At 68.4% G+C, this 23,425-nt stretch carries 26 protein-coding genes; 6 read left to right on the plus strand and 20 right to left on the minus strand.

Features of this window, described 5'->3' with window-relative positions:
- Nucleotides 1–166: 166 nt before the first annotated feature.
- Nucleotides 167–499: a hypothetical protein gene (locus ACFWDI_RS21255; protein ID WP_385305977.1), complete on the minus strand. Its 333-nt coding sequence runs from the start codon at nucleotides 497–499 to the stop codon at nucleotides 167–169.
- 1,198 nt (nucleotides 500–1,697) lie between these two features.
- On the opposite strand from ACFWDI_RS21255, the gene ACFWDI_RS21260 reads away from it, so the two are divergent.
- Nucleotides 1,698–2,828 (plus strand): glycosyltransferase, encoded by a 1,131-nt coding sequence (locus tag ACFWDI_RS21260; RefSeq protein ID WP_385305979.1) that lies wholly within the window; start codon nucleotides 1,698–1,700, stop codon nucleotides 2,826–2,828.
- 110 nt (nucleotides 2,829–2,938) lie between these two features.
- Here the strand turns inward: ACFWDI_RS21260 and ACFWDI_RS21265 are convergent, their stop codons facing one another.
- The 5 genes from ACFWDI_RS21265 to ACFWDI_RS21285 all read right to left on the minus strand — a co-directional run bounded on the left by ACFWDI_RS21265 (nucleotide 2,939) and on the right by ACFWDI_RS21285 (nucleotide 7,366).
- Complete coding sequence (locus ACFWDI_RS21265) at nucleotides 2,939–4,288, minus strand: dicarboxylate/amino acid:cation symporter (RefSeq protein WP_385305981.1); 1,350 nt, start codon at nucleotides 4,286–4,288, stop codon at nucleotides 2,939–2,941.
- A gap of 352 nt (nucleotides 4,289–4,640) precedes the next feature.
- Entirely contained in the window at nucleotides 4,641–4,937 is a 297-nt protein-coding gene (locus ACFWDI_RS21270; RefSeq protein WP_385305983.1) for a DUF4229 domain-containing protein, read from the minus strand.
- Between the two features lie 77 nt (nucleotides 4,938–5,014).
- Nucleotides 5,015–5,539, minus strand: a complete 525-nt coding sequence (locus ACFWDI_RS21275) for a GNAT family N-acetyltransferase (protein ID WP_327325385.1) — start codon at nucleotides 5,537–5,539, stop codon at nucleotides 5,015–5,017.
- 110 nt (nucleotides 5,540–5,649) lie between these two features.
- Nucleotides 5,650–6,816, minus strand: a complete 1,167-nt coding sequence (mqnE, locus tag ACFWDI_RS21280; RefSeq protein ID WP_327328444.1) for an aminofutalosine synthase MqnE — start codon at nucleotides 6,814–6,816, stop codon at nucleotides 5,650–5,652.
- 94 nt (nucleotides 6,817–6,910) lie between these two features.
- On the minus strand, nucleotides 6,911–7,366 hold the full coding sequence (locus ACFWDI_RS21285) for an Lrp/AsnC family transcriptional regulator (protein WP_327325384.1): 456 nt from the start codon (nucleotides 7,364–7,366) through the stop codon (nucleotides 6,911–6,913).
- 129 nt (nucleotides 7,367–7,495) lie between these two features.
- Between ACFWDI_RS21285 and ACFWDI_RS21290 the strand changes: the two genes are divergently transcribed.
- Nucleotides 7,496–7,630: a hypothetical protein gene (locus ACFWDI_RS21290; protein WP_385305985.1), complete on the plus strand. Its 135-nt coding sequence runs from the start codon at nucleotides 7,496–7,498 to the stop codon at nucleotides 7,628–7,630.
- 6 nt (nucleotides 7,631–7,636) lie between these two features.
- Here ACFWDI_RS21290 and ACFWDI_RS21295 read toward each other — a convergent pair whose 3' ends face one another.
- The 3 genes from ACFWDI_RS21295 to ACFWDI_RS21305 form a co-directional block, all read right to left on the minus strand.
- Nucleotides 7,637–8,296, minus strand: a complete 660-nt coding sequence (locus tag ACFWDI_RS21295) for a UbiX family flavin prenyltransferase (RefSeq protein ID WP_385306091.1) — start codon at nucleotides 8,294–8,296, stop codon at nucleotides 7,637–7,639.
- A gap of 68 nt (nucleotides 8,297–8,364) precedes the next feature.
- Nucleotides 8,365–9,267: a menaquinone biosynthesis prenyltransferase MqnP gene (gene mqnP / locus ACFWDI_RS21300; protein ID WP_385305987.1), complete on the minus strand. Its 903-nt coding sequence runs from the start codon at nucleotides 9,265–9,267 to the stop codon at nucleotides 8,365–8,367.
- A complete protein-coding gene (locus tag ACFWDI_RS21305; RefSeq protein ID WP_385305988.1) occupies nucleotides 9,264–10,715 on the minus strand; it encodes a menaquinone biosynthesis decarboxylase in 1,452 nt (483 codons plus the stop codon). The genes mqnP and ACFWDI_RS21305 overlap by 4 nt, the downstream gene beginning before the upstream one ends.
- Before the next feature lie 89 nt (nucleotides 10,716–10,804).
- On the opposite strand from ACFWDI_RS21305, the gene ACFWDI_RS21310 reads away from it, so the two are divergent.
- Together ACFWDI_RS21310 and ACFWDI_RS21315 are read left to right on the plus strand one after the other, a co-directional pair.
- On the plus strand, nucleotides 10,805–11,212 hold the full coding sequence (locus tag ACFWDI_RS21310; protein ID WP_385305990.1) for a PLD nuclease N-terminal domain-containing protein: 408 nt from the start codon (nucleotides 10,805–10,807) through the stop codon (nucleotides 11,210–11,212).
- A 72-nt stretch (nucleotides 11,213–11,284) separates the two neighbouring features.
- Nucleotides 11,285–12,214 (plus strand): isopenicillin N synthase family dioxygenase, encoded by a 930-nt coding sequence (locus tag ACFWDI_RS21315; RefSeq protein WP_385305992.1) that lies wholly within the window; start codon nucleotides 11,285–11,287, stop codon nucleotides 12,212–12,214.
- On the opposite strand, the gene ACFWDI_RS21320 is transcribed toward ACFWDI_RS21315, so the two are convergent.
- The 8 genes from ACFWDI_RS21320 to hemL form a co-directional block, all read right to left on the minus strand.
- Nucleotides 12,201–12,734, minus strand: a complete 534-nt coding sequence (locus ACFWDI_RS21320) for an SRPBCC domain-containing protein (protein ID WP_385305994.1) — start codon at nucleotides 12,732–12,734, stop codon at nucleotides 12,201–12,203. The genes ACFWDI_RS21315 and ACFWDI_RS21320 overlap by 14 nt on opposite strands.
- Before the next feature lie 93 nt (nucleotides 12,735–12,827).
- Entirely contained in the window at nucleotides 12,828–13,919 is a 1,092-nt protein-coding gene (gene ccsB / locus ACFWDI_RS21325; protein WP_385305995.1) for a c-type cytochrome biogenesis protein CcsB, read from the minus strand.
- Nucleotides 13,916–15,610: a cytochrome c biogenesis protein ResB gene (locus tag ACFWDI_RS21330; protein WP_385305997.1), complete on the minus strand. Its 1,695-nt coding sequence runs from the start codon at nucleotides 15,608–15,610 to the stop codon at nucleotides 13,916–13,918. Before ACFWDI_RS21330 ends, ccsB begins: the two co-directional genes overlap by 4 nt.
- 5 nt (nucleotides 15,611–15,615) lie before the next feature.
- Nucleotides 15,616–16,353 carry a cytochrome c biogenesis protein CcdA gene (locus ACFWDI_RS21335; protein WP_327325376.1) on the minus strand — a complete coding sequence of 246 codons (738 nt, stop codon included), beginning with the start codon at nucleotides 16,351–16,353 and terminating at the stop codon, nucleotides 15,616–15,618.
- A 42-nt stretch (nucleotides 16,354–16,395) separates the two neighbouring features.
- Nucleotides 16,396–17,001, minus strand: coding sequence for a TlpA family protein disulfide reductase (locus ACFWDI_RS21340; RefSeq protein WP_385305999.1), 606 nt, complete (start codon nucleotides 16,999–17,001; stop codon nucleotides 16,396–16,398).
- 68 nt (nucleotides 17,002–17,069) lie between these two features.
- Complete coding sequence (locus ACFWDI_RS21345) at nucleotides 17,070–18,305, minus strand: hypothetical protein (protein ID WP_385306001.1); 1,236 nt, start codon at nucleotides 18,303–18,305, stop codon at nucleotides 17,070–17,072.
- 114 nt (nucleotides 18,306–18,419) lie between these two features.
- Complete coding sequence (locus ACFWDI_RS21350) at nucleotides 18,420–19,094, minus strand: histidine phosphatase family protein (protein ID WP_385306003.1); 675 nt, start codon at nucleotides 19,092–19,094, stop codon at nucleotides 18,420–18,422.
- On the minus strand, nucleotides 19,091–20,407 hold the full coding sequence (gene hemL / locus ACFWDI_RS21355) for a glutamate-1-semialdehyde 2,1-aminomutase (protein WP_385306005.1): 1,317 nt from the start codon (nucleotides 20,405–20,407) through the stop codon (nucleotides 19,091–19,093). Before hemL ends, ACFWDI_RS21350 begins: the two co-directional genes overlap by 4 nt.
- Nucleotides 20,408–20,680: 273 nt before the next feature.
- Here hemL and ACFWDI_RS21360 point away from each other — a divergent pair, with 273 nt between their 5' ends.
- Entirely contained in the window at nucleotides 20,681–21,241 is a 561-nt protein-coding gene (locus tag ACFWDI_RS21360) for a hypothetical protein (RefSeq protein WP_362678782.1), read from the plus strand.
- An 87-nt stretch (nucleotides 21,242–21,328) separates the two neighbouring features.
- Here ACFWDI_RS21360 and ACFWDI_RS21365 read toward each other — a convergent pair whose 3' ends face one another.
- Together ACFWDI_RS21365 and ACFWDI_RS21370 are read right to left on the minus strand one after the other, a co-directional pair.
- Nucleotides 21,329–22,213: a glycosyltransferase family 2 protein gene (locus tag ACFWDI_RS21365; protein ID WP_385306007.1), complete on the minus strand. Its 885-nt coding sequence runs from the start codon at nucleotides 22,211–22,213 to the stop codon at nucleotides 21,329–21,331.
- Between the two features lie 131 nt (nucleotides 22,214–22,344).
- On the minus strand, nucleotides 22,345–22,485 hold the full coding sequence (locus ACFWDI_RS21370; protein ID WP_385306009.1) for a hypothetical protein: 141 nt from the start codon (nucleotides 22,483–22,485) through the stop codon (nucleotides 22,345–22,347).
- A gap of 15 nt (nucleotides 22,486–22,500) precedes the next feature.
- Here ACFWDI_RS21370 and ACFWDI_RS21375 point away from each other — a divergent pair, with 15 nt between their 5' ends.
- Nucleotides 22,501–22,797: a hypothetical protein gene (locus ACFWDI_RS21375; RefSeq protein ID WP_385306010.1), complete on the plus strand. Its 297-nt coding sequence runs from the start codon at nucleotides 22,501–22,503 to the stop codon at nucleotides 22,795–22,797.
- A gap of 16 nt (nucleotides 22,798–22,813) precedes the next feature.
- On the opposite strand, the gene ACFWDI_RS21380 is transcribed toward ACFWDI_RS21375, so the two are convergent.
- Nucleotides 22,814–23,386, minus strand: coding sequence for a TIGR03086 family metal-binding protein (locus tag ACFWDI_RS21380; protein WP_385306012.1), 573 nt, complete (start codon nucleotides 23,384–23,386; stop codon nucleotides 22,814–22,816).
- Between the last annotated feature and the right edge of the window lie 39 nt (nucleotides 23,387–23,425).

Raw genomic sequence — 23,425 nt, forward strand, 5'->3', positions numbered from 1 at the left:
TAAGCCTACGGCCCCTTCACAGCGGCGGTGACGCGGAGCGGTGAGCAAGGCCGGGAGCAACGCTGTGAGCGCTTGCCCTGGGCGTAGGTTCAGTTGGAGCAGCACAAGAAGACGCGTGCTGTACCCGAGAACGGGCACAGCACGCGTCGTCACGATCCCGACGGGGTCAGGGTCGGTCCATACCCATCAGGCCATAGTTCATCTCGGCGTCGGCACGCAGGGGACCCTTCAACTCGGTCGTCCGGAAAAGCGGCGGCGGCGCAGTCACCTGGACCCACGGGCCAACGAAGGTCACGCTACCCGTGATCGGGTCGACGGTGCCGGTGATCGTCCAAACGCTCCCGTCCCCGGCCACCACCCTGACGGTGACAATGAGGCCGTTCACCTCGACGTCGACGCCGCAGACATCCAGCGGGAAGCCGAGGATGGGGGGGGCGCTGATGTTGGCATAGAGCCCTGTCGCGACATTCAGGTCGTACAAAACCCCGTCGACGAGCACGACGTGGTGCTGGACCGTGCCACCTGCCGTGAGCGTGACGGTGTAGCCCTCGGTGTCACTGCAGTGTCCCTTGGGACCGGTGGGCCCGGTCGGCCCGGTGTTACCCCTGGGCCCGGTCGGCCCGGTCGGCCCGGTCGGCCCGGTCGGCCCGGTATTACCCGTCGCCCCGGTGTTACCCGTCGCCCCGGTGTTCCCGGTGTTCCCGGTGTTCCCGGTGTTCCCGGTCGGCCCGGTCGGCCCGGTGTTACCCGTCGCCCCGGTCGGCCCGGTCGGCCCGGTCGGCCCGGTGTCACCCGTCGCCCCGGTCGGCCCGGTCGGACCCGTGTCACCCCTCGCCCCGGTCGGCCCGGTCGGACCCGTGTCACCCCTCGCCCCGGTCGGCCCGGTCGGCCCGGTCGGACCCGTGTCACCCCTCGCCCCGGTCGGCCCGGTCGGACCCGTGTCACCCCTCGCCCCGGTGTCGCCCGTGGGCCCGGTCGGACCCGTGGCACCGTCCAGACCGTCCAGACCAGGGGGCCCGGTCGGACCCGTGTCGCCCGTGGCACCGGTCGGCCCGGTGTCACCCGTGGCACCGTCCACACCATCGGCCCCGGTCGGACCCGTGGGACCCGGGTCCCCCGTGGGCCCGGTGGGCCCGGTGGCCCCCTTGCGCCCCCTGGGACCCGTAGGCCCGGTGGGGCCCACCTTGCACTTGTCCTTGCCGCCCACTGCCTGCGGCGCTGTCTCCGCCCGGGGCAGCGCCTTCGTTCTGTTATCGCATCTATCCCTGTCCGATTGGCCGGCCACGACGACGTCGGAGTTCGCCTTGGTGGCCTGCGCGGCGGCAATCGCGGGATTCGCCATCCCGGTAAGCACGAGCGCGATCGACGCGATCGTGCCGCCGGTCAGCCAGGCACGCCGCCTTGGAAGCGGGCCCAGCGGGGACTTGGTCCTGTGTTCAGGACTCATACACTGCTCCTTTTTGAACCAGTTCGAGTGACGCTCCGGAAGCGAGTTCGGGCTTCCTTCGGCATCATCGGTTCGCGGACGCAACGCCTTGAGAGCCTTCCAGAGTTATCAACGCAATGGCCTATGAGCGACACACCAATGGGTGCGTACGCGGCAGCGAACCGGCACGGCCGTCGGCGTGCCGTCTCCGCGCCGCTGAGTCCGCTGCATAGGGTCGCCGCCGGACCGACCCGCCGGAAGTGGTGATGCAGTGAAGCCGTCCGTGTGCCTGTGCATGATCGTCAAGAACGAGTCGAAAGTCATCGAACGATGCCTCGCCTCAGTGCGTGACCTGGTGGACACCTGGGTGATCTCCGACACCGGTTCGACCGACGGAACCCAGGAGTTGATCCGTACGGCAATGCACGGCATCCCGGGCGAGTTGCACGAGGAGCCCTGGGTCAACTTCGGCCACAACCGGACCCTGAACATCAGGCACGCCCACCGCAAGGCCGACTATCTACTCCTCCTCGACGCCGACCTCGTGATCCGCAGGGACGGCCCGCTGCCCCGGCTTACCGCCGACGCCTACATGCTGCGTCACGAAGGCGCGACCGAGTACCGCATCAGACGCCTGGTCCGCGGCGACATCGCCTGGCGGTACGAAGGCGTCACCCACGAGTACCTCACCGCCGACCAGCGGCACGACCAGGAAAATCTCGACGCGCTCGTCATCGAGGACTTCCACGACGGAGGCTCACGGCACGACAAGTTCGAGCGCGACGCGCGCCTGCTGAGCGCCGAGATGGAGCGCGACCCCGCCAATACCCGCACGGTCTTCTACCTGGCACAGACCATGCGCGACATGGGCAACACCGACGAGGCGATCACCCTGTACGAGCGCCGCGCCGCGATGGGGGGCTGGGTCGAAGAGGTGTACTACTCGCTGTTGCAGGTCGGGATTCTCAAGGACGGTTCCGACGACTGGCCGGGAGCGATGGACGCCTTCTCCCGCGCCTGGGAGTCGCGTCCACAGCGGCTCGAAGCGTCTTACGAACTCTCCGCGCGGCTGCGCAAACTGGGCCGCCATCATGCCGCGCACGCGATCGTCCGTGCCGGGCTGGGCCAGGAGCCGCCGGACGACCTGCTGTTCATCCAGCCGTGGGTGTACCGCTGGGGACTGCTGTTCGAGTTCTCGATCACTGCCTACTGGGTGGGCGACTACGCCGGCTCGCTCCAGGCGTGCGACCGCCTTCTGGCGATGCCCGACCTTCCCGACGCCTATCGCAAGCAGACGGTCGCCAACCGCAAATTCGCCGCGAAGCGGGTGGCCACGATCCCTGAACCGACCGCTGCGGTTCAGATGCCAAAGGCACTGCGGGCGGGCCCGAAGGAAGACTGAAAGGCCAGAACGGCCGAAAGCCCGCGTTGCGGAACGGCGGCCCCGCGACAGCGGCTGTGCCCGCACCCGGAGGTCCGGGTGCGGGCACAGGTGTCTCAGACCGTTGTGACCTACGCGGCGACTGGCACGGCCACCTTCTGCTCGGCCTCGCGGACGTCGTACTCGTCGATCGGCGAGGACGTCGCCGAGTTGTACGCGTCGTGGTCGAGGATCTTCTCGCGGGCCGCGACGATGACCGGAACCAGCGCTTGGCCTGCGACGTTCGTGGCGGTCCTCATCATGTCCAGAATCGGGTCGATCGCCATCAGCAGACCCACACCCTCCAGCGGCAGACCCAGCGTGGAGAGGGTCAGCGTCAGCATGACCGTCGCGCCGGTCAGTCCGGCGGTGGCCGCCGAGCCGACGACCGAGACGAAGGCGATCAGCAGGTAGTCCTGGACACCGAGCTGCACATCGAAGATCTGCGCGATGAAGATCGCGGCGAGCGCCGGATAGATCGCGGCGCAGCCGTCCATCTTGGTCGTCGCGCCGAACGGAACGGCGAACGAGGTGTACTCCTTCGGCACGCCGAGACGTTCGGTGACCTTCTGGGTGACCGGCATCGTGCCGACCGAGGAGCGGGAGACGAACGCCAGCTGGATGGCCGGCCAGGCGCCCTTGAAGAACTGGACCGGGTTGACCTTGGCGACGGTCGCCAGCAGCAGCGGGTAGACGCCGAACAGCACCAGCGCGCAGCCGATGTAGACGTCCGCGGTGAACGTCGCGTACTTGCTGATCAGGTTCCAGCCGTAGTCGGCGATGGCGAAGCCGATGAGGCCGACGGTACCGATGGGCGCCAGTCGGATGACCCACCACAGCGCCTTCTGCAGCAGCTCGAGCACGGCCTCGCTGAGCGTGAGGATGGGCTTGGCCTTCTCGCCGAGCGCCAGCGCGGCGATACCGGCGACGACGGCCAGGAAGACGATCTGGAGAACCTCGAGCGTGGCGAACGGCGTGACGATGTCCGTGGGGATGATTCCGGTGAGGAAGTCGATCCAGGTCCCGTGGTGCTCGGGGGCCTTGCCGTCCTTCGGCGTAAGCCCGGTGCCCGCGCCCGGGTTGGTGAGCAGGCCGATCGCGAGGCCGATGGCCACCGCGATCAGCGACGTGATCATGAACCAGAGAAGGGTGCGGGTGGCCAGCCTGGCGGCGTTGTTGACCTTACGGAGGTTGGTGATCGACACCAGGATCGCGAAGAAGACGAGCGGTGCGACGGCCAGCTTCAGCAGCTGGACGAAGATCGAGCCGACCTGGTCGAGCGTGTCCTTCAGCCAGCCGATGTCCTGACTGCGGGCGAGCCAGCCGAGCAGGACGCCGAGCGCCAGACCGGCGGCGATCTGGGCCCAGAAGGGGACCTTGGGTATACGGAAACCGGAGCCCGAGGGCTTTCCGGCCGTGGTGGACGCGGTGTTCGCGGACACGGAGGACACACTCCAGATATGGCGTATCGAGGACATACGGGGACGGGGGTGCGGCGCCCATGCGCAGTGCGCAGCGCCGCTGTGATGCCGGGATCAGACCGAGCGGCAACAGACCGCGGACATACAGCGGCACAGATCGACATGCAGGCGCGCCACGAGCGGGATGCTCACGGCGTCGTGGTGGCGCACTGCTGTCTTCACATCGAACACGTTAACACTTGAACTTTGAGAACCTCAAAGCTCCCCTTTGGGTCCGGGGCAGGCCTGGCACACCGGGAACGCCGACGCCCCGGCAGTGGAGCGACTGCTCCTGCCGGGGCGCGGGTTGAGTGTGAAGAAGCTGACGCGGCGTCTACTGGACGGCGCCGTCCTCCTGCGATCGGTTGGCCTCGAGCCTGGCCTTGGCCTGGTCGACCTTGCCGACGATCTGCTCGGACATGGCGTCACGCTGCTTGCGCAGCAGGATGAAGCTGAGCGGCGCGGACACGACGAGCGCGAGCAGGATCACCCAGACGAAGTTGGAGTCGCCAAGCCCCTTGGGCAGTACGCCGACCTGGACCAGGGTGCCCACGAGGACGAAGCAACCGATGAAGATGGCGAGGCGCAGCGTGGTGTACCGGATCGCGGCGCTCGACTTGGCAGCGGACACGGCGGGCCTTCTCTCTTCGTACGGCAGGTCGTGCCCGTCCAGTGAAGCACGCCCCGTCCTGTCCGATTCAAGGGGGTTCAGATCAGCGGCAGCAGCATCACGATGTCGTCGCGGTCGTCGCCCTCGGCGACCCGGATCCCGCCGGGCACGCGTCCGACCTCCTTGTAGCCGCAGGCGGCGTAGAAGTGGTCGGCTCCGGTGCCGCCGCGGCAGGTGAGCCGTATCGCCTCGATACCGTCGAAGCTCCGGGCGGCTTCGGCGGCCGCGGCCATCAGCTCGCGCCCGTATCCCTTGCCCTGGTGCTTGGGGTGCACCATCACCGTGTAGAGCCAGACCCAGTGCAGCATCAGCCGGTGCGTGTTGTACGTGAAGAAGGCGGTGGCCGCGACGGCGCCCTCGTCGTCGTAGCCGACGAGCAGCCGGGTGCGGCCCTCGGCCATCGCGACGAGATGCTTCACGAACTCGGGCCGCACGGCGTCGTCGGTCACCGGCGGCACAAAGCCGACGGCGCCGCCGGTGTTGGACACGTCGGCCCAGAGCGAGACGACCCCGTCCCGCAGGGGACGGTCGATCGGTGGATCCAGCTCAAAGGTAAGGCCCATGGGGCGAGGCTAGCCATTACAAGTGGCGATGCTCAAGCCGTGTCCAGAACGCGAGAAACCCCGGCCTGCGGCCGGGGCTTCCCGATGAGTTGGAGAGTTGGGAGCGGGAGTCAGACCCGCATCGGCTGCGGCGACTCGCGCCGATCCGCGTCCGGGCCCGGGTACTCGCGGATGATCTCGTAGCGCGTGTTCCGCTCCACCGGACGGAAGCCCGCATCGCGGATCAGGTCCAGCAGATCGTCGCGGGTCAGCTTGTTCGGCGTGCCGTAGTTGTCCGCGTCGTGCGTGATCTTGTACTCGACGACCGAGCCGTCCATGTCGTCCGCGCCGTGCTGCAGCGCGAGCTGCGCGGTCTGCACACCGTGCATCACCCAGAACACCTTGACGTGCGGCACGTTGTCGAACAGCAGCCGCGAGACCGCGAAGGTCTTCAGCGCCTCGGCACCGGTCGCCATCGTCGTCCGTGCCTGCAGCCGGTTGCGGACCTTGCCGTCCTGCATGTCCACGAAGTCGTGCTGGTAGCGCAGCGGGATGAAGACCTGGAAACCGCCGGTCTCGTCCTGCAGCTCACGCAGCCGCAGGACATGGTCGACGCGGTGGCGGGGCTCCTCGATATGGCCGTACAGCATCGTGCTCGGGGTCTTGAGCCCCTTGGAGTGCGCGAGGCGGTGGATGCGCGACCAGTCTTCCCAGTGGGTGCGGTGGTCGACGATGTGCTGCCGGACCTCCCAGTCGAAGATCTCCGCGCCGCCGCCGGTCAGCGACTCCAGACCGGCCTCGATCAGCTCGTCGAGGATGTCGGAGGCGGACATCCCGGAGATGGTCTCGAAGTGGTGGATCTCGGTGGCGGTGAAGGCCTTCAGGGAGACGTTCGGCAGAGCCTTCTTGAGCTCACTGAGCGAGCGCGGGTAGTACCGCCACGGCAGGTTGGGGTGGAGCCCGTTGACGATGTGCAGCTCGGTGAGGTTCTCGCCCTCCATCGCCTTGGCGAGACGGACGGCCTCCTCGATACGCATGGTGTACGCGTCCTTCTCGCCCGGCTTGCGCTGGAACGAGCAGTACGCACACGACGCGGTGCACACATTCGTCATATTGAGGTGGCGGTTGACGTTGAAGTGGACGACGTCACCGTTCTTGCGCGTCCGCACCTCGTGCGCGAGTCCGCCGAGCCACGCCAGGTCGTCCGACTCGTAGAGGGCGATGCCGTCCTCGCGGGTCAGCCGCTCCCCGGCCCTGACCTTCTCCTCCAGCTCGCGCTTGAGGCCCACATCTTGAATAGATGCAGTCACTTAGGCCGCCTCCCATATGTCTGCGCCGTGCTGTCCCGAGGGGACACCCCCGGGACCCCCCGGAGGCTCCACCACCGTACGCCTAGCCCTCCTCGGGCAGATCGCCGACCCGGTTCTCCCACTTGGTGGAAAGCACGATCGTGGTACGCGTACGGGAGACGCCCCTCGTGCCGGAGAGCCGGCGGATCGTCTTCTCCAGACCGTCCACGTTGTCGGCCCGCACCTTGAGCATGTACGAGTCGTCGCCCGCGATGAACCAGCAGTCCTCGATCTCGGCGAGGTCCTTCAGCCGGCGCGCCACATCCTCATGGTCGGCCGCGTCGGAGAGCGAGATCCCGATCAGTGCCGTGACACCGAGACCGAGCGAGGCGGCGTCGACGGTGGCCCGGTAGCCGGTGATGACGCCTGCCGCCTCGAGGCGGTTGATGCGGTCGGTGACGGAGGGCCCCGAGAGCCCGACGAGCCGGCCGAGCTCGGCGTACGAAGCCCGGCCGTTCTCCCTGAGCGCCTGGATGAGCTGCCTGTCCACCGCGTCCATATGCCTGGACCCTTCCATTGTTCAGCGATCTCGCAAGTTTACGTATAGAATCTAAGGCATGCAGGGTCAACACCCTGCAAATCTTTCAGATGATCAGCAATGATCCTTCGAAACTTCAGGAGTGACACCGTGTACTCGATCGAGATGGCCTACGCCCACATGCGACAGCTGCAGGAGCTGGCCAACCGCTCGCGTGCCCATCAGCCCGCTGCCGCCCACCGGATCGACAAGACCCGCACGGCTGGCCGCGCCAAGAAGCGCTAACCCGGGCTAATCCGTACGAGAGCCACCCAGCTCTCCCTCCCAACGGCGGTACAACTGATGCGGCACCCCTGCCGCGTCCAGCACCCGCCCAGCGACGAAGTCCACCAGATCCTGGATGTGCGTCGCCCCCGCGTAGAACGCCGGAGAGGCGGGCAGCACCACGGCGCCCGCCTCGTCCAGTGTCACCAGATGCTTGAGGGTCTGCCCGTTCAGCGGGGTCTCCCGCACCGCGACCACGAGCTTCCGCCGCTCCTTGAGCGTCACGCTCGCCGCGCGCTGCAGCAGATCCTTCGAGAGCCCGAGCGCCACCCCGGCCACACACGCCGTGGACGCCGGCACGATCAGCATCCCCTTCACCGGATACGAACCGGACGAAGGCCCGGCGGCCAGATCCCCCGCGGCCCAGTGCCGTACGGCATCGACATCGACCCGGAAGGTGCCCGGCTTCCCGTCGGCCCCGCGCGCCAGCCACTCCCGCAGATCCTCGCGCCAGTACGCGTCGCGGAAGGCGATCCCGGTCTCGTCGAGCAGCGTCAGCCGCGAGGCGCGGCTGACCACCAGGTCCACACTCTCGCCCGCGGCCAGCAGCCCGCGCAGTACAGCGGCGGCATACGGCGTCCCGGACGCGCCGGAGACCCCCACCACCCACGGCTGACGGCTCTTCACTTCCACAGGCTCCACACCTCTGACCATATCCGGCGGCTCGCGGTCTTCAGCCGTCACGTGCGCCATGGCTACACGGTCAGGCCGCGCACCAGCAGATCGAGCAGCGCGCACGCGAAGAGAGCGATCCCGATGAAGCCGTTGACCGTGAAGAACGCACGGTTGAGACGGGACAGGTCGTGCGGCGTCACGATCGTGTGCTCGTACAGGAACGCCGCCGCGACGATCACCAGGCCCAGCCAGAAGAACCCGCCCACGTCCGTGGCCAGCGCGTACCAGACCAGCAGGACCGTGGTGACGACATGCGAGACGCGCGCGCCGTACAGCGCGGCCGGGATGCCGAAGCGGGCCGGGACGGACATCACGCCGTGCGCACGGTCCGCCTGGACGTCCTGGCAGCCGAAGATCAGGTCGAAGCCGCCGATCCAGACGCCGACCGCGAGACCGAGGATCACCGCGTCCCAGGACCACTGGCCGGTGATCGCGATCCATGCGCCGACCGGCCCCATCGCCTGGGCGAGTCCGAGGATGGCGTGCGGGAAGTTCGTGAACCGCTTGCCGTACGGATAGACCACCATCGGGATCACCGCGATGGGGGCGAGCGCGAGGCACAGCGGGTTCAGCGCGGCGGCCGCCCCGAGGAAGACGACCACGGCGACCAGTGCGCCGGTCCAGGCCGACCTCACCGACACCGCGCCGGTCACCAGCTCGCGTCCCGCGGTACGCGGATTACGGGCGTCGATCTCGCGGTCGATGATGCGGTTGCAGGCCATCGCGAAGGTGCGCAGACCCACCATCGCGATCGTCACCAGCAGCAGCCGCCCCCAGTGGACGTTCCCGTCCAGCTGGAACATCGCGGTCAGCGAGGCGATGTAGGCGAAAGGGAGCGCGAAGACCGAGTGCTCGATCATCACCAGCCGGAGAAAGGCCTTGGTCCCACCGGGTTGCGGGACTGCGGCGGCGGCACTGCTCACAGGCCGTACTCCTTCCAACGGCGGTCGACCTTCGCCGCCGTCTCCGGGTCGGACTCGACCATGTTCGGCCAGCCGCCGTCCCGTACGTACCCCTCCTCGGGGAGCTTCTTCGTCGCGTCGATGCCCGCCTTGCCGCCCCAGAACTGCTGGTACGAGGCGTGGTCGAGGTGGTCGACCGGGCCCTCGACGACGGTCAGGTCACGGGCGTAGTCGGTGTTGCCGAGCGCCCGCCACGAGACCTCGTGCAGATCGTGGACGTCACAGTCGGCGTCCACGACGACGATCAGTTTCGTCAGCGACATCATGTGCGCGCCCCAGATGGCGTGCATGACCTTCTGCGCGTGCTTCGGGTACTTCTTGTCGATCGAGACGATCGCGCAGTTGTGGAAGCCGCCGGACTCGGGCAGGTGGTAGTCCACGATGTCCGGCACGATGATCTTGAGCAGGGGCAGGAAGAACCGCTCCGTGGCACGGCCCAGCGGACCGTCCTCCGTCGGCGGCCGGCCCACCACGATCGACTGCAGCAGCGGACGCTTGCGCATCGTGACGCAGTCGATGGTCAGTGCCGGGAAGGGCTCCTGCGGGGTGTAGAAGCCGGTGTGGTCGCCGAAGGGGCCCTCGGGGAGCATCTCGCCGGGCTCCAGCCAGCCCTCGATGACGACCTCGGCGTTCGCCGGGACCTGCAGCGGCACGGTCTTGCAGTCGACCATCTCGATCCGCTTGCCCTGGACGAAGCCCGCGAAGAGGTACTCGTCGATATCACCGGGCAGCGGCGCGGTGGACGCGTACGTCACGGCCGGCGGGCAGCCGAAGGCGATCGCGACCGGCAGCCGCTCACCGCGTTTGGCCGCCACTTGGTAGTGGTTGCGGCTGTCCTTGTGGATCTGCCAGTGCATGCCGATGGTGCGCCTGTCGTGGCGCTGCAGGCGGTAGAGACCGAGGTTGCGTACGCCCGTCTCCGGATGCTTGGTGTGCGTGAGGCCCAGGTTGAAGAAGGAACCGCCGTCCTCCGGCCAGGTGAACAGCGCCGGCAGCTGGTCCAGGTCCACGTCGTCGCCGTGCAGGACGACCTCCTGCACCGGCGCGTCCTTCACCTTCTTCGGCGGTACGTGCACCATCGTGCCGAGCTTCCCGAAGGCCTCGCGCACACCGACGAAGCCGTGCGGCAGTTCCGGCTTGAGCAGCCCGCCGATCTTGTCGCTGATCTCCGCGTAGGACTTCAGGCCGAGCGCCTTGAGCAGCCGGCGGTCCGTACCGAAGACGTTCATCGCGAGCGGCATCGCGGATCCGCGCACATTCTCGAAGAGCAGCGCGGGACCGCCCGCCTTGTTCACGCGGTCGACGATCTCCCCGACCTCCAGACAGGGGTCGACCTCGGCCTTGATGCGCTTGAGGTCTCCCTCGCGCTCCAGCGCCCGGAGCAGGGAGCGAAGATCGTCGTAAGCCATGCCAACCAGTATCGGCCACCCACTACCCTGTATCCGTCACCGGGGCCCACGGCGCCCCGCCACCGCTCCCCCGGGGGGATCGCACCACCATGCTCCGGTATCTGCCCTTCCTGCTGGTCCTGGCGCTGTGGATCTACGCCTTCATCGACTGCCTCAACACCCCTGAGCAGGAGGTCAAACACCTCCCCAAGGTGGTGTGGATCATCATCGTGCTGCTCTTCGGCGAGGTGCTGATCGGCCCGGTCGCCTGGCTCGTCGCCGGCCGGGCACGCAAGGTCTCCGCCGACGGCAGCACATCCTCCGAGCGACGCCGCAACCACCGCACGGAGTGGGTCGCGCCCGACGACAACCCCGACTTCCTCAAGTCCCTCAAGGACGAGGCCGCTTCCCAAGAGGTAAAGGACGAGGCGCTCCTCAAGGACTGGGAGGCGGATCTGCGCCGCCGCGAGGAGGAGCTCAAGCGCCGCGAGAACGGCGACGACCCCAAGCAGTCCTGAACGGCGCCGAGTGCGGGAGCCTGATGCGTGACGTCATCAAGGCCGACACCGAACTGTGGAACGAGGACATCGGTGACTGATTCCAGGATTCCCGGCATCGACCTGCGCCCCTGGCTCACCGGGGATGCGGCCGTCCGCGCGGAGATCGCGACGACCGTCGACCAGGCCCTGCGGACCGCCGGATTCCTCCTGGTCACAGGACACGGAATCGACCCAGGGCTGCGTGCCGAGATCCGGGAGGTGGCAAGGGAGTTCTTCCGGCTGCCGTCCGGCGTCAAGGAGCCGTACGCCGTCAAGGTCGGCGGACGCGGCTGGCTGGGCCCCGGCGCCGAGGCGAACGGGTACGCCGAGGGTACCGAGACTCCACCGGACCTGAAGGAGTCGCTGTCCTTCGCGGCCGAGGACCCCACCGGCGACCCGGCGGTCGACGCCGAGTGGTTCCTGCCCAACACCTGGCCGGCCGAGGTGCCGGGACTGAAGGAGCGGGTGGAGACGTATCTCGGGCAACTGCGGGCGCTCTCCGATCTGCTGCTGGAGCTTCTCGCGGTCGCGCTGGGCGAGGCCGAGGACTTCTTCACCCGGCACACCGGGCATCCCACCTGGGGCTTCAACATCAACTGGTACCCGGGGACGGACACCGTCGGCGAGCCGCAGCCCGGCCAGTTCCGCATCGGCCCGCACACCGACTTCGGCACGGTCACGGTCCTGGACCGGCAGGCGGGCAAGGGCGGGCTGCAGGTGTTCACCGACGAGGGCGGCTGGGAGGACGCGCCGTACGACCCCGAGGCGTTCACCATCAACATCGGGGATCTGATGGCCCGCTGGACGGGCGACCGCTGGCGCTCGGGCCGCCACCGGGTGCTGCCGCCGCCGGCGGACGTACCGGCCGAGGAGCTGATCTCGCTCGTCTACTTCTACGAGTGCGATCCGGGCACCGAGGTCCGGGGCATCGATTCGCACACCTATTTGCGGGCCCAGCTCGACGCGATCACGGCCGGCTGACGTCGCGCTCCCTGGCCACGTACGCCTCGCGCAGTTCCTCGCGGCGCTCCGGAGTCCAGCCGGACCAGTCCTTCGGCCGCCCGTCGAGTGCGTCGACGAGATACTCGAAGTGGTTGTGCCAGCCCGCCAGGGAGACCGGACGCAGCTCGTCGTCGCCGTTGAACTCGTTGGTGAAGCGGACCGTCGTGCCGGTACTGCCGGCCGGCTCCAGATGGAAGCGCATCCGGCCGGGGAGGGTGTCCACGGTGTACTCGGCGACGCGCTCGACGTCCCAGGCGGTGATGCTGCCCTCGACGACCGGGTGCCGTCCCTCGGCATCCGTGTCCAGCCGGCGCAGCGTGACCACGCCGCCGAGCCGGGGCTCGAGCACATCGGCGGCCGCGAGCCAGCCCCGCAGGCCCCCGGGTGTGGCCACGGCCGCCCAGACCCGGTCCACAGGGTGGGGGAGGCGGAGCTCGAAGTGAAGGGTGTGGGTGTCTCCCGCGCTCCGGCTGGTGCCCTGGTCGATGGTTGCGGTCATGGCACCAGCCTCGCGCGCACTCAGCCGTTCCGCACGCCTGCGCCGCTACGGCGCCTCGGGGCCGTGGGCGACGGTCGGACGCGTGCGTAACGGTCAGACGCCGGCGTAGGAGTGCTTGCCGGTGACGAAGATGTTCACGCCGTAGTAGTTGAAGAGCCAGCAGCCGAAGGCGATGAGCGCCAGGGTTGCCGCCTTCCGGCCCTTCCAGCCTGCGGTGGCGCGGGCGTGCAGATAGCAGGCGTACGCGACCCAGGTGATGAAGGACCAGACCTCCTTGGGGTCCCAGCCCCAGTAGCGGCCCCAGGCGTCGCCGGCCCAGATCGCACCCGCGATGATCGTGAAGGTCCAGAGCGGGAAGACCGCGGCGTTGATGCGGTACGCGAACTTGTCGAGCGAGGCGGCCGCCGGCAGCCGCTCCAGGACCGAGGTCGCGAAGGCGCCGGGCTGCTCGCCGCGGGCGAGCTTGTTCTCGTAGCTGTCACGGAACAGATAGAGCAGCGTGCCGACCGCGCCGAGGTAGAAGACCGCACCGCAGAAGATGGCGGTGGAGACGTGGATCCACAGCCAGTACGAGTGCAGGGCCGGGACCAGCTGATCGCTGTCGGTGTACAGCCAGGTGGTGGCGATACCCAGGTCTGCGAGGACGGTCGCGACCAGCAGCAGGCCCATCCAGCGGACGTTCTTCCCGGCGAGCAGGAAGCCGAGGTACGCGCCGACCGCCACCGTGGAGAAGGTGATGGAGAACTCGTACATGTTGCCCCAGGGGGCCCGCTGCACCGACAGTGCGCGGGTGACGACGCCTCCCGCCGCGATGAAGAAGCCGAGGACGGTCAGCGAGACGGCGATCCGGCCGTACAGATCGCCCTTCTCGGTGCCGCCCGCGGCGCCGGGGCCGTCCGGGACGTCACGCGTGCCGGCCGCCGAGCGGGTGATGACCTTGGGCTTGTCCAGTACGGCGGTGCCGCCGCCCTGCTGCTTCACCCGGACCTTCACCGAGCCGGCCGCCGCAGCGGTCCCGGTGCCGGTCAGCGCGGCGGCGGTACGGCCCACCTTGCTGCGGCTGCCGAAGACCCATTCGGAGATATGGGCGAGAAAGGCCAGCGTGTAGACGGCCATCGACGAATAGATCAGCACATTGCTGATGTGCGCCAGATTTTCGTTGGTGGTTGCGGCGGCGAGAGTCACTTCTCAGCCCCTTCGGCAGGTACATCTGCGGGATCGGGATCTGGCGCGGTCGGCGCCTCTGCATGGAGCGTGACCGCCAGGTCGGCCAGCTCCTCGGGAAGCTTCGGGGACTCGCTGCGGCCGAGCCCCGCCATTTCGACGACGGTCACGCCGTCCTCCCCCGCCACGGCCCGGACCCAGACCCGGCGGCGCTGGATGAACAGCGAGCCGACGAGGCCACCGATGGCGGCGATCGCGCCGGTCAGCGCCCAGCCGCTGGCGGGCTGCTGCGAAATCTGGAAGCTGGCCCACTCCTTCACTTCCTTCTCGAAGGTGATGGAGCCCGCGCCGTCCGGCAGCGTCATCTTCTCGCCGGGCAGCAGCCGTGCCTTGAGGATCTGGCCCTTGGCGTCCTTGAACTGCGTCAGCTTGCGGGTGTCGAGCTGGTACACGTTCTGCGGCAGACCGGCGTTGACGCCGAGGCTGCCGTGGTAGCCGGTGAGGGCGAGCACCGGGAACTCGAGACCCGGGAACTGCGAGAACATCGTGCCCTTGCCCGCGCCCCCGAACGTCGGCACGAAGAACGCCTGGAAGCCCAGCTGGTCCTTCCTGCCGTTCTTGTCGCGATAGCCGTCCATCACCTTGATCGCGCCGGTCGATGTGATGTTGTTGTCGATCGGCAGCAGCGGCACCGCGCCGTTGAAGACGACCTTGCCCCTGCCGTCCCGGACGGTGACGACGGGCGCGTATCCGTGCGACAGCAGATAGACCTTGGTGCCGTCGACGATCAGCGGCTTGTTGACCTGGATGACGGACTTCTTGTCGGGGCCGTCGCCCTGGGAGTAGCTGACGTCGGCCTCGAAGGTGCGCGCCGTGCCGCGCTGCGGCCCGCTCTTCTCGTACGTGCCCGTGAACTTGTCCAGCGTGAAGCTGAACGGTGCGAGCTCGTCCGTACTGAACATCGAGCCGGACTTGAAGTCGTCGTACTGGGTGAGGCTGTTGGAGAAGCCGTCGCCCTCGACGATCAGCTTGCCGCCCTCGGACTTGAAGAGCTGGCCGACGGCGAAGGCGACCAGCATCACGATCAGCGCGATGTGGAAGAGGAGATTGCCGGCCTCGCGCAGATAGCCCTTCTCCGCGGCGACCGCGTCGCCGACGGTGTGGGCGCGGAAGCGGCGCTGCTTCAGTATCGCGAGCGCGGCGGCGCGCACCTGCTCGGGCTCCGCCTCACTGCGCCAGGTGGTGTACGCGGGCAGCCGGGTCAGCCGGCCGGGGGCGCCCGGCGGCCGGCCGCGGAGCTGGCCGACGAACTGCCAGGTGCGCGGCACGATGCAGCCGATGAGGGAGACGAACAGCAGGATGTAGATCGCCGAGAACCACACCGAGCTGTAGACGTCGAAGAACTGCAGCTTCTCGTAGAGCGGCGAGACCGTCCTGTGCGCCTCCTTGAAGGTCTGCACCTTCAGCTCGTCCACGCTGTTCTGCGGGATGAGGGAGCCGGGGATCGCGCCGAGGGAGAGCAGGAACAGCAGGATCAGCGCGACCCGCATGGAGGTCAGCTGCCGCCAGAACCAGCGGACCCAGCCGAGGACGGAGAGGGAGGGACCGGCGATGAGCTCTTCCCTGGGAGCGGTGGAGAGCTGGGCTCCGGCCGCTCCGAGGTCCTTGCCGTCCTGGCTGTCCCTCTGCTCGTCGGACGCTGTCTTGCTCATGGAACTCAGATCCCCACCGTGAAGCCGTTGGTCCAGCCCTGCATGCCCTGCACCAGGCTGTCCCAGACACCGGTCAGCAGCAGCAGACCGGTCGCGATCATCATGATGCCGCCGATCCGCATCACCCAGGCGTAGTGGCGCTTGACCCAGCCGAACGCGCCGAGCGCCTTACGGAAGGCCACCGCGGCAAGGACGAACGGCAGGCCGAGGCCGATGCAGTACGCGACCGTCAGTATGGCCCCACGGCCCGCGCTCGCCTGCTCGGCGGCGAGGGCGTTCACGGACGCGAGCGTCGGGCCGATGCAGGGCGTCCAGCCGACGCCGAACAGCGCGCCCAGCAGCGGTGCGCCGACCAGACCGGTCACCGGCCGCTTGTGGAGGCGGAATTCGCGCTGGGTGAGCCAGGGCATCAGCCCCATGAAGAAGACGCCCAGCAGGATCATCAGCACGCCGAGAACCTTGGAGAGGGTCTCCTTCTCGCCCTGGAGGGTCGCGCCGAAGTAGCCGAAGAGCGCGCCGCCGGAGACGAAGACGGCGGTGAAGCCGAGGACGAAGAGGGACGCTCCGGCGACCATCCGGCCTCGCTTGGCCTCGGCCAGGTCGCTGCCGCTGACCCCGGTGACGTACGAGAGATAGCCGGGTACGAGCGGCAGTACGCAGGGCGAGAAGAAGGAGACGAGGCCGCCGAGTACGGCGATGGGCAGCGCGACCAGCAGCGCCCCGCTGAAGACCGTCTCGTTCACTGGGGCTCACCCCAGGAGCACGGCGTCAGAGCTTCCACAGGATCACTTCTCCGCGATCAACGGGTCGATGATCTTGTGGAGTGCCGTGGCGTCGAGCGCTTTGAGGGAGCGTGCGGCGATCTTTCCCTCGCGGTCGAGCACGATCGTGGAGGGAATGGCCTGCGGATTGAGGCTGCCCTTGGGGAAGCCATTGACGATCAGCTTGCTCACCGGGTCGTACAGACTGGGGTACCCGATCTCGAAATCCTTCTCGAAGGCGAGCGCCGGGCCCTTGTTGTGGTCTCGGGTATTGATCCCGACGAACTCCACACCCTTGGCCTTCGTCTCCTTGGAGACCTTCGCGAAATGCGGGGCCTCGGCGCGGCAGGGCGGGCACCACGAGCCCCAGGTGTTCATCACGACGACCTTGCCCTTGAGGTCGGCGATGTCGAGCGGCTTGCCCTCGAGGGTCTCGCCGGACAGCTTGTTGGGGGCAGTGCGCTTCCCCTTCGCGACGGTGGAGATACCGCCGGAGTCGGTGACGAAGTTGGTGTTGCCGCCACCGCCGGACTTGCCGTTGGAGTCACCGCTGCAGGCCGACAGACTGATCGCGCCGACTGCGACCACGGCGGTCAGCAGGGCGGCGCGGGAGGCACGGCTAAGGCTCATGTGAAAAGTTTCGCATGGCCGTTCCGGGGATCTTTCCGCGCCCCCCGAGGTGCCCGGATAGCCCCTTGTCAGGCTGCCTTAAGGAATGTGTTCCAGCCGCCGGCCGGGGACTGACCGACCTCGAGCGTACGGAGCTTGGCGAGCACCTTCGGGTCCTGGACGTCGAGCCAGTCGCAGAACTGCCGGAAGGAGACCAGCCGTACGTCCTTCTTGCCGGCCATGCCCTTGAGTGCTTCCTCGACGGCGTCCATGTAGATGCCGCCGTTCCACTGCTCGAAGTGGTTGCCTATGTAGAGCGGCGCGCGATTCGACTCGTAGGCGCGCTTGAATCCGGCGAGATAGGCCTCGGTGGCCTGCTTCTTCCAGCCGGGATAGCGCTCGGGCATGCCCTTGGTCGAATTCTGCGACTGATTGGCGAGGATGTTGTAGTCCATCGAGAGCACCTCGAAGGAGTGCCCGGGGAACGGCACCTGCTGCAGCGGCAGATCCCAGAGGCCCTGTCGCTTTTCGGGCCACATCTGGCGGCCGCCGGGTGAGCTCGCGTCGTAGCGCCAGCCGAGCTTCTTCGCGGTCGGCAGCAGCTTGTCCTGGCCGAGCAGACAGGGGGTGCGGGCGCCGACCAGTTCCTTGCGGTAGTCGAACGGCAGCGGGTCGATGTCGGTCCAGCCGGTGTTCGTACGCCACTCGGTGACGAACTTCACAGCCTGGTCGATCTCGTTCTGCCAGTCCGCGGGCGACCAGTTGCCGACCGTTCCGGAACCGGCGCAGAAGTGCCCGTTGAAGTGCGTGCCTATCTCATGGCCGTCGAGCCATGCCTGGCGTATGTACTTCAGCGTCGCCTTGATGTGGTCGTCGGTGAGATAGCCGATGTCGGACGCGCCGATGCCGTTGTTCGGAGGGCGGTAGAGCGTCTTCTTCGACTCGGGGAGCAGATAGATCCCGGAGAGGAAGAAGGTCATCGCCGCATCGTGATTCTTGGCGAGTTCGAGGAAGCGCGGGAAGAGGCCGTTGCCGACCTCGCCCGCCCCGTCCCAGGAAAAGATCACGAATTGCGGCGGCGTCTGGCCCGGTTCGAGAGGAACGGGCTTCGGCGGCTGATGCGGCTGCTTTCCGGTGTCGGACGTGGAACCGTCGCCGATCGGCCGGCCTTCGATCTTGGAGGGTTTGCCGCCCTTGCCGCTGTCCTTGCCGGCCCCGGCCTGTCCCGCTCCGCCCTGGCCGGTGGAGCCGCAGCCCGCGATCCCGATCGCGGCCGCCGCCCCAAGTCCCGCCCCGAGCAAACCCCTTCGACTGACGTCGCGCATATCGTCCCCATCCGCGCTCTCTCTTGGTCCAGAGAGCCCATCCACACCGGCACCGACTTAGATGCCGGGTGGAAGGCGGAGGTTCCGAAGGGTGCCAACTATTTTCGTGAGCAACTACGCACCGAATGCTTTGGACTTGCCCTTCACGGGTTTCGCGCCCGCCAGAAGATGCGCCGGTACGAGATCGCGCGCCGGCTCGGTGTAGCCGACCGAGACAATCTTGTCGTCCTGATACGTGAAGGTGGTCAGGGACGCGAGAGTGCACTGCCGGCGGCGCGGATCGTGCCAGAGCCGGCGCCGCTCGACAAAGCTCCGCACGATCCAGATCGGCAGCTGATGGCTGACGCAGACGGCCTCGTGCCCGCGGGCCGCGTCTCGCGCGGAGTTCAGCGCACCCATCATCCGTACGACCTGATCGACGTACGGCTCACCCCAGGACGGGCGGAACGGGTTGGTCAGATGCTTCCAGTTGGCCGGCTTGCGCAGCGCGCCGTCGCCCACTCCGAAGGTCTTGCCCTCGAAGACATTGCCTGCCTCGATCAGCCGCTCGTCGGTGTCGAGGGTGAGGCCGTGGCTCTTGGCGACGGGCCCGGCGGTCTCCTGCGCGCGCTCCAGCGGCGAGGACACCACATGGGTGATGTCGCGGCCCGCGAGATGCTCGGCGACCCGGTCGGCCATCTGCCGGCCGAGCTCGGAGAGGTGGTAGCCGGAACGGCGGCCGTACAACACCCCGTCGGGGTTGTGGACCTCGCCGTGCCGCACCAGGTGGACGACGGTGATCTCGCTCATGCGGACACCTCCGTCGCCTCGGCGGCGGCGCGGGCGGCGGAGGGAAGTGCGGCGGCGATCCGCTCGATCGCCCGCTCGTCGTGGGCCGTGGAGACGAACCAGGACTCGAAGGCGGACGGCGGCAGATAGACGCCCCGGGAGAGCATCGCGTGGAAGAACGCGTTGAAGCGGAAGGACTCCTGCTTCTTCGCGTCCTCGTAGTTCCTGACGTCCCTGTCCGTGAAGAAGACGGAGAACATATTGCTCGCGGTCTGCAGCCGGTGGGCGACGCCCTCCTTGGCGAGCGCGTCCGTCAGCAGCGTCTGGATGGCGGCCGAGACGGCGTTGATCTTCTCGTACGCGGCGTCGTCGAGCAGCCGCAGCTGCGCGAGGCCGGCGGCGGTGGCGACGGGGTTACCGGAGAGGGTGCCCGCCTGGTAGACGGGGCCGGCCGGGGCGAGGTACTCCATGACGTCCTTGCGGCCGCCGAACGCGGCGGCCGGGAAGCCGCCGCCCATGACCTTGCCGAAGGTCATCAGGTCGGGCGCGACGCCGTCGACGCCGTACCAGCCGGCCTTCGACGTACGGAATCCGGTCATGACCTCGTCGGAGATGTACAGCGCGCCGTTCTTGGCGCAGGCCGCCTTGAGCCCCTCGTTGAAGCCCGGCCGCGGCGGCACGACGCCCATGTTGCCCGGCGAGGCCTCGGTGATCACGCACGCGATCTCGCCCGGGTGGTTGTGGAAGGCCTCCTGCACCGCTTCGAGATCGTTGTACGGCAGCACGATGGTGTCGCCGGCCTGCGCGCCCGTGACCCCCGGGGTGTCCGGCAGCCCGAAGGTCGCCACCCCGGAGCCGGCCGCGGCGAGCAGCGCGTCCACATGTCCGTGGTAGCAGCCGGCGAACTTCACGACCTTGGCCCGGCCGGTGAAACCGCGGGCGAGGCGGATCGCGGACATCGTCGCTTCCGTACCGCTGGAAACAAGCCGTACCTGCTCCACCGGCTCGACGCGGGCCACGATCTCCTCGGCGAGGGCGACCTCGCCCTCGCCCGGCGTACCGAAGGAGGTGCCGCGGGCGACCGCGGCCTGCACCGCCTCGATGACGGCCGGGTGGGAGTGCCCGAGGATCATCGGACCCCACGAGCAGACGAGGTCGACATACTCGCGCCCGTCCGCGTCAGTGAGGTACGGGCCGGTACCGGACACCATGAACCGGGGCGTACCGCCCACGGCGCGGAAGGCACGGACGGGAGAGTTCACGCCGCCGGGCGTCACGAGTGACGCCCGGTCGAAAAGCGCCTGCGAAACTGGGGCTTCGTATGAATACGACACTTTGGTCCTGATCTGCGATGCGGGCGGTCGAGGGGCCGGGACAGATGATCTCGGCCACCGGTGAGCGGATGGGGCGATCTCCTCGTATTACAAAAGGGCGTCATCCCTCTCGCGTCTGCGAAACTGGGGCGACATAGGGAAAGCTCACGGAATCCATGGTGTCAGAGGCCCCGAAGTTCTTGGGGACCGGTGTTTCACAGCACTTTCGTGGGGGAGGTCACTGTCACGATGATCGGGTTGCGCGGCGGGGGCTGCGAGTGGTCGGGTGGAGATATGCATCGCGGTGGCGGACTGGGCGAGGGGACCGACGACCTGGGTCCTGAGCCTGCCCGGCGGGGAAAGCACCGGCGAGGCGATGCCGGCGCGGATGAACCCATGGGAAGCAGGAGCGGCCGAGTGGGGGTGACCTACAAATACTTCGGCGCACCTGACGGGGCCACTGCCGCTCGGGTGCCGATTTCGATGCGCCCTGAGGAGCTGGGCGGCGACGAGCTCGGCATGGGCGGAATGTTCGCCAAGATCAAGCCGGAGACCATAGCCGCCATGGTGCTCACGGGCATCCAGGGCATGCCGCTGAACAAGGTGCCGCCGCTGGAACTGGTGGTCCTCCACCCCGACTATGCGGTGGTCAAGCTTCCGATGACGGTGGTCGACCCGCTGCGCGGCATCGGCGAGGAGTCGGTGGGCGCGGCGGCCTTCATCTGGTCGACCGTCCCGGACCGGGGCGGTCCGCGCGACGCTTTCAATGTCTACCAACTGCTGCACGAGTGGCAGGACTTCTCGGTCCGGCTCCACGAGGCGGGGCACCAGCCGTACTGCTTGGTGTGGCCCTGAGCCGCCAGGCGCTTTCGGCTGCGGCCGTCTCTGCGGCTTCGGCCGTGGCTACTGCGGCTGCGGGGTGGCTGCGGCTGCGGCTGCGGGCTAGATGACCGGCGGGCGTCCCAGGCGGGCCATCCGCCACACAGTGCTCCAGCGCATCGGCCGCCGCTTCCCGCACGGCGTACGGACTCCCTCCGCGAAACCGCCGAACCAGGCGCGCAGGCCGGGCGCCGACCGCGTACGGAGCAGCGTAAGCGCGGTCCAGGTTCCCAGGTAGACCGGCGCGAGCGGGGCCGGAAGACGGCGTTTCGCGAGCCAGACCCGGTTGCGGGCGGTCATGCGGTAGTACTCCGCGTGCCGGGCCGGAGACGTACGCGGATGCTGCAGCACCAGCTCCGGCGCGTAAACGATCTTCCAGCCGCTGTCCAGAGCGCGCCAGGCCAGGTCGGTCTCCTCGTGCGTGAGGAAGAAGTCGTCCGGCCAGCCGCCGATCCGGTCGAGCATCGCCATCGACAGGGCGTGGCCGCCGCCGAGGAACGTGGTTACCGGGCCGCCGCGCATCGGATCGCCGGAGCGCAGCCGGGGCACGTGCCGCCGCTGGGTGAAGCCGGTCTCGTCGGCGATACGGAAACTGACGATGCCCAACTCCGGATCGGCGGCGTACAGATCGCCGATCCGGCGGAAGACGTCCGCCGCGATCAGCAGCCCGTCGTCGTCGAGGTCGACCAGGACGTCCACGTCCCCGAACTCCCGCAGCCGGGCCATGGCGGCATTGCGGCCGCCGGCAACACCGAGGTTCTCCGGCAGTTCGACGGCGGTCGCGCGGTCCGGGAGCTCGGGCAGTTCGGAGACCGGCGAGCCGTTGCAGACGACCACCACGCGTGTCGCGGGGCAGTCCTGCCGGGCCACCGAGTCGAGCAGGGCCCGCAGTTCGTCGGGCCGCGTACCCCTCGTCAGTACGGCCACACCCACACGCGGTCGAGACACATCCGGCACGTCCACAGGCTCCCCTCGGGATGGTGGGCGGCGAGTCTAGCCGTCGTCCGAGTCCCGTACGGCGGCGAGCTTGTCGGGATTGCGCACGATTCCGGGCGACACACAGCGTCCCGCGCGTGACCTCACCGCTGTTTCTGCTGCTGACGCTCGTCCAGGGAGTGCCTGCCGGAATGCTCGTCGGGTGTCTTCTCCGGGCGCGCGGGCAGGGCTAGGTTGGACAGCGCGGCCGCCCGAGACCTCGGCAGCGTGAACTTCCTGTCCACGCGCGGAGGTCCACCGTGAACCCTGTACTGGTGCTCGTCGTCGTGGCCCTGATCGGCTTCGGGTTCATGGAGCCCGTCCTGTGGGTGGCCGCGGCTGTGCTGGTCTTCGGCCATGTCCGTTACGGTCGCGGCGGCAGCCGTTCCCCAGGCCGGGACGACATGGGGTACCGGGAGTACCGCGACCGCCGCGACCACCAGGCCCGCCTGGAGCGGCGCTACCAGCGGGAGAACCGGGGCCGCCTGACCCGCCAGGCCCGTCGCCAGGGCAAGCAGCCGGGCGGCCGGGACGGGAGTCCGCCGACGAGGCGGTAGCCACCGGTTCCTGCTGTTACGGCTGCCAGTGCGGGTCCCGGCCGGTCAGGGCCAGCACCCGGTCGAACTCCGATGCCCGCTCCCCCTCCGCCAGCGGAAACGGCTCGCCGAACACGCCTCCCTTGCGCGCCATCGGCGCCATCTCCGCGAGCGAGGGCCCGAGTTCACCGACCACAACCTGGTCCGGCGTGAACTCCTGCCCGGTGGCGCGGGCCAGGTCCCAGGCGTGCACGGTCAGATCGCCCAGCACCATCTGCCCCACGGTCCTGGCCGGCAGCCCCATGGTCCCCGTCGTGCCCGCCTCGGCGCCGGGAACCGCCCACGCTGCGACGAGCGCGGCGGCCTCGTCGGCGAACCGGCCCCGCCAGTCACCGTGGGTGTAGTGCCGCACGGAGGCGAAGTCAGCGTCCTTCCGCGCCGCCAGGGCCTGGAAGTTGATCACCACTTGGAGGAGGTGATCGATCAGGTCGCGTACGTCGTACTCGGTGCAGGGGGTCGGGTCGGCCAGCCGGTCGTCGGCGATGCCGCGTACCACCGGTACAGCACGTTCCACGGCCGATTCGAGGAGGTCACTGATGCTGTTCGTCATGGTTCGACGGTAGGCGCGGCCGACGCCCTGCGTATTGAA

This window comes from Streptomyces sp. NPDC060064 (assembly GCF_042736455.1).
GTDB lineage: Bacteria > Actinomycetota > Actinomycetes > Streptomycetales > Streptomycetaceae > Streptomyces.

Bases quoted from the DNA above. Each gene is read 5' to 3' on its own strand.
- ACFWDI_RS21305 (WP_385305988.1), bottom strand. From the start codon at position 10,715: ATGGCTTACGACGATCTTCGCTCCCTGCTCCGGGCGCTGGAGCGCGAG.
- ACFWDI_RS21380 (WP_385306012.1), bottom strand. From the start codon at position 23,386: ATGACGAACAGCATCAGTGACCTCCTCGAATCGGCCGTGGAACGTGCT.
- ACFWDI_RS21330 (WP_385305997.1), bottom strand. From the start codon at position 15,610: ATGAGCAAGACAGCGTCCGACGAGCAGAGGGACAGCCAGGACGGCAAG.
- ACFWDI_RS21320 (WP_385305994.1), bottom strand. From the start codon at position 12,734: ATGACCGCAACCATCGACCAGGGCACCAGCCGGAGCGCGGGAGACACC.
- ACFWDI_RS21275 (WP_327325385.1), bottom strand. From the start codon at position 5,539: ATGGGCCTTACCTTTGAGCTGGATCCACCGATCGACCGTCCCCTGCGG.
- ACFWDI_RS21360 (WP_362678782.1), top strand. From the start codon at position 20,681: ATGCATCGCGGTGGCGGACTGGGCGAGGGGACCGACGACCTGGGTCCT.
- ACFWDI_RS21345 (WP_385306001.1), bottom strand. From the start codon at position 18,305: ATGCGCGACGTCAGTCGAAGGGGTTTGCTCGGGGCGGGACTTGGGGCG.
- ACFWDI_RS21350 (WP_385306003.1), bottom strand. From the start codon at position 19,094: ATGAGCGAGATCACCGTCGTCCACCTGGTGCGGCACGGCGAGGTCCAC.
- ACFWDI_RS21340 (WP_385305999.1), bottom strand. From the start codon at position 17,001: ATGAGCCTTAGCCGTGCCTCCCGCGCCGCCCTGCTGACCGCCGTGGTC.
- ACFWDI_RS21285 (WP_327325384.1), bottom strand. From the start codon at position 7,366: ATGGACGCGGTGGACAGGCAGCTCATCCAGGCGCTCAGGGAGAACGGC.
- ACFWDI_RS21310 (WP_385305990.1), top strand. From the start codon at position 10,805: ATGCTCCGGTATCTGCCCTTCCTGCTGGTCCTGGCGCTGTGGATCTAC.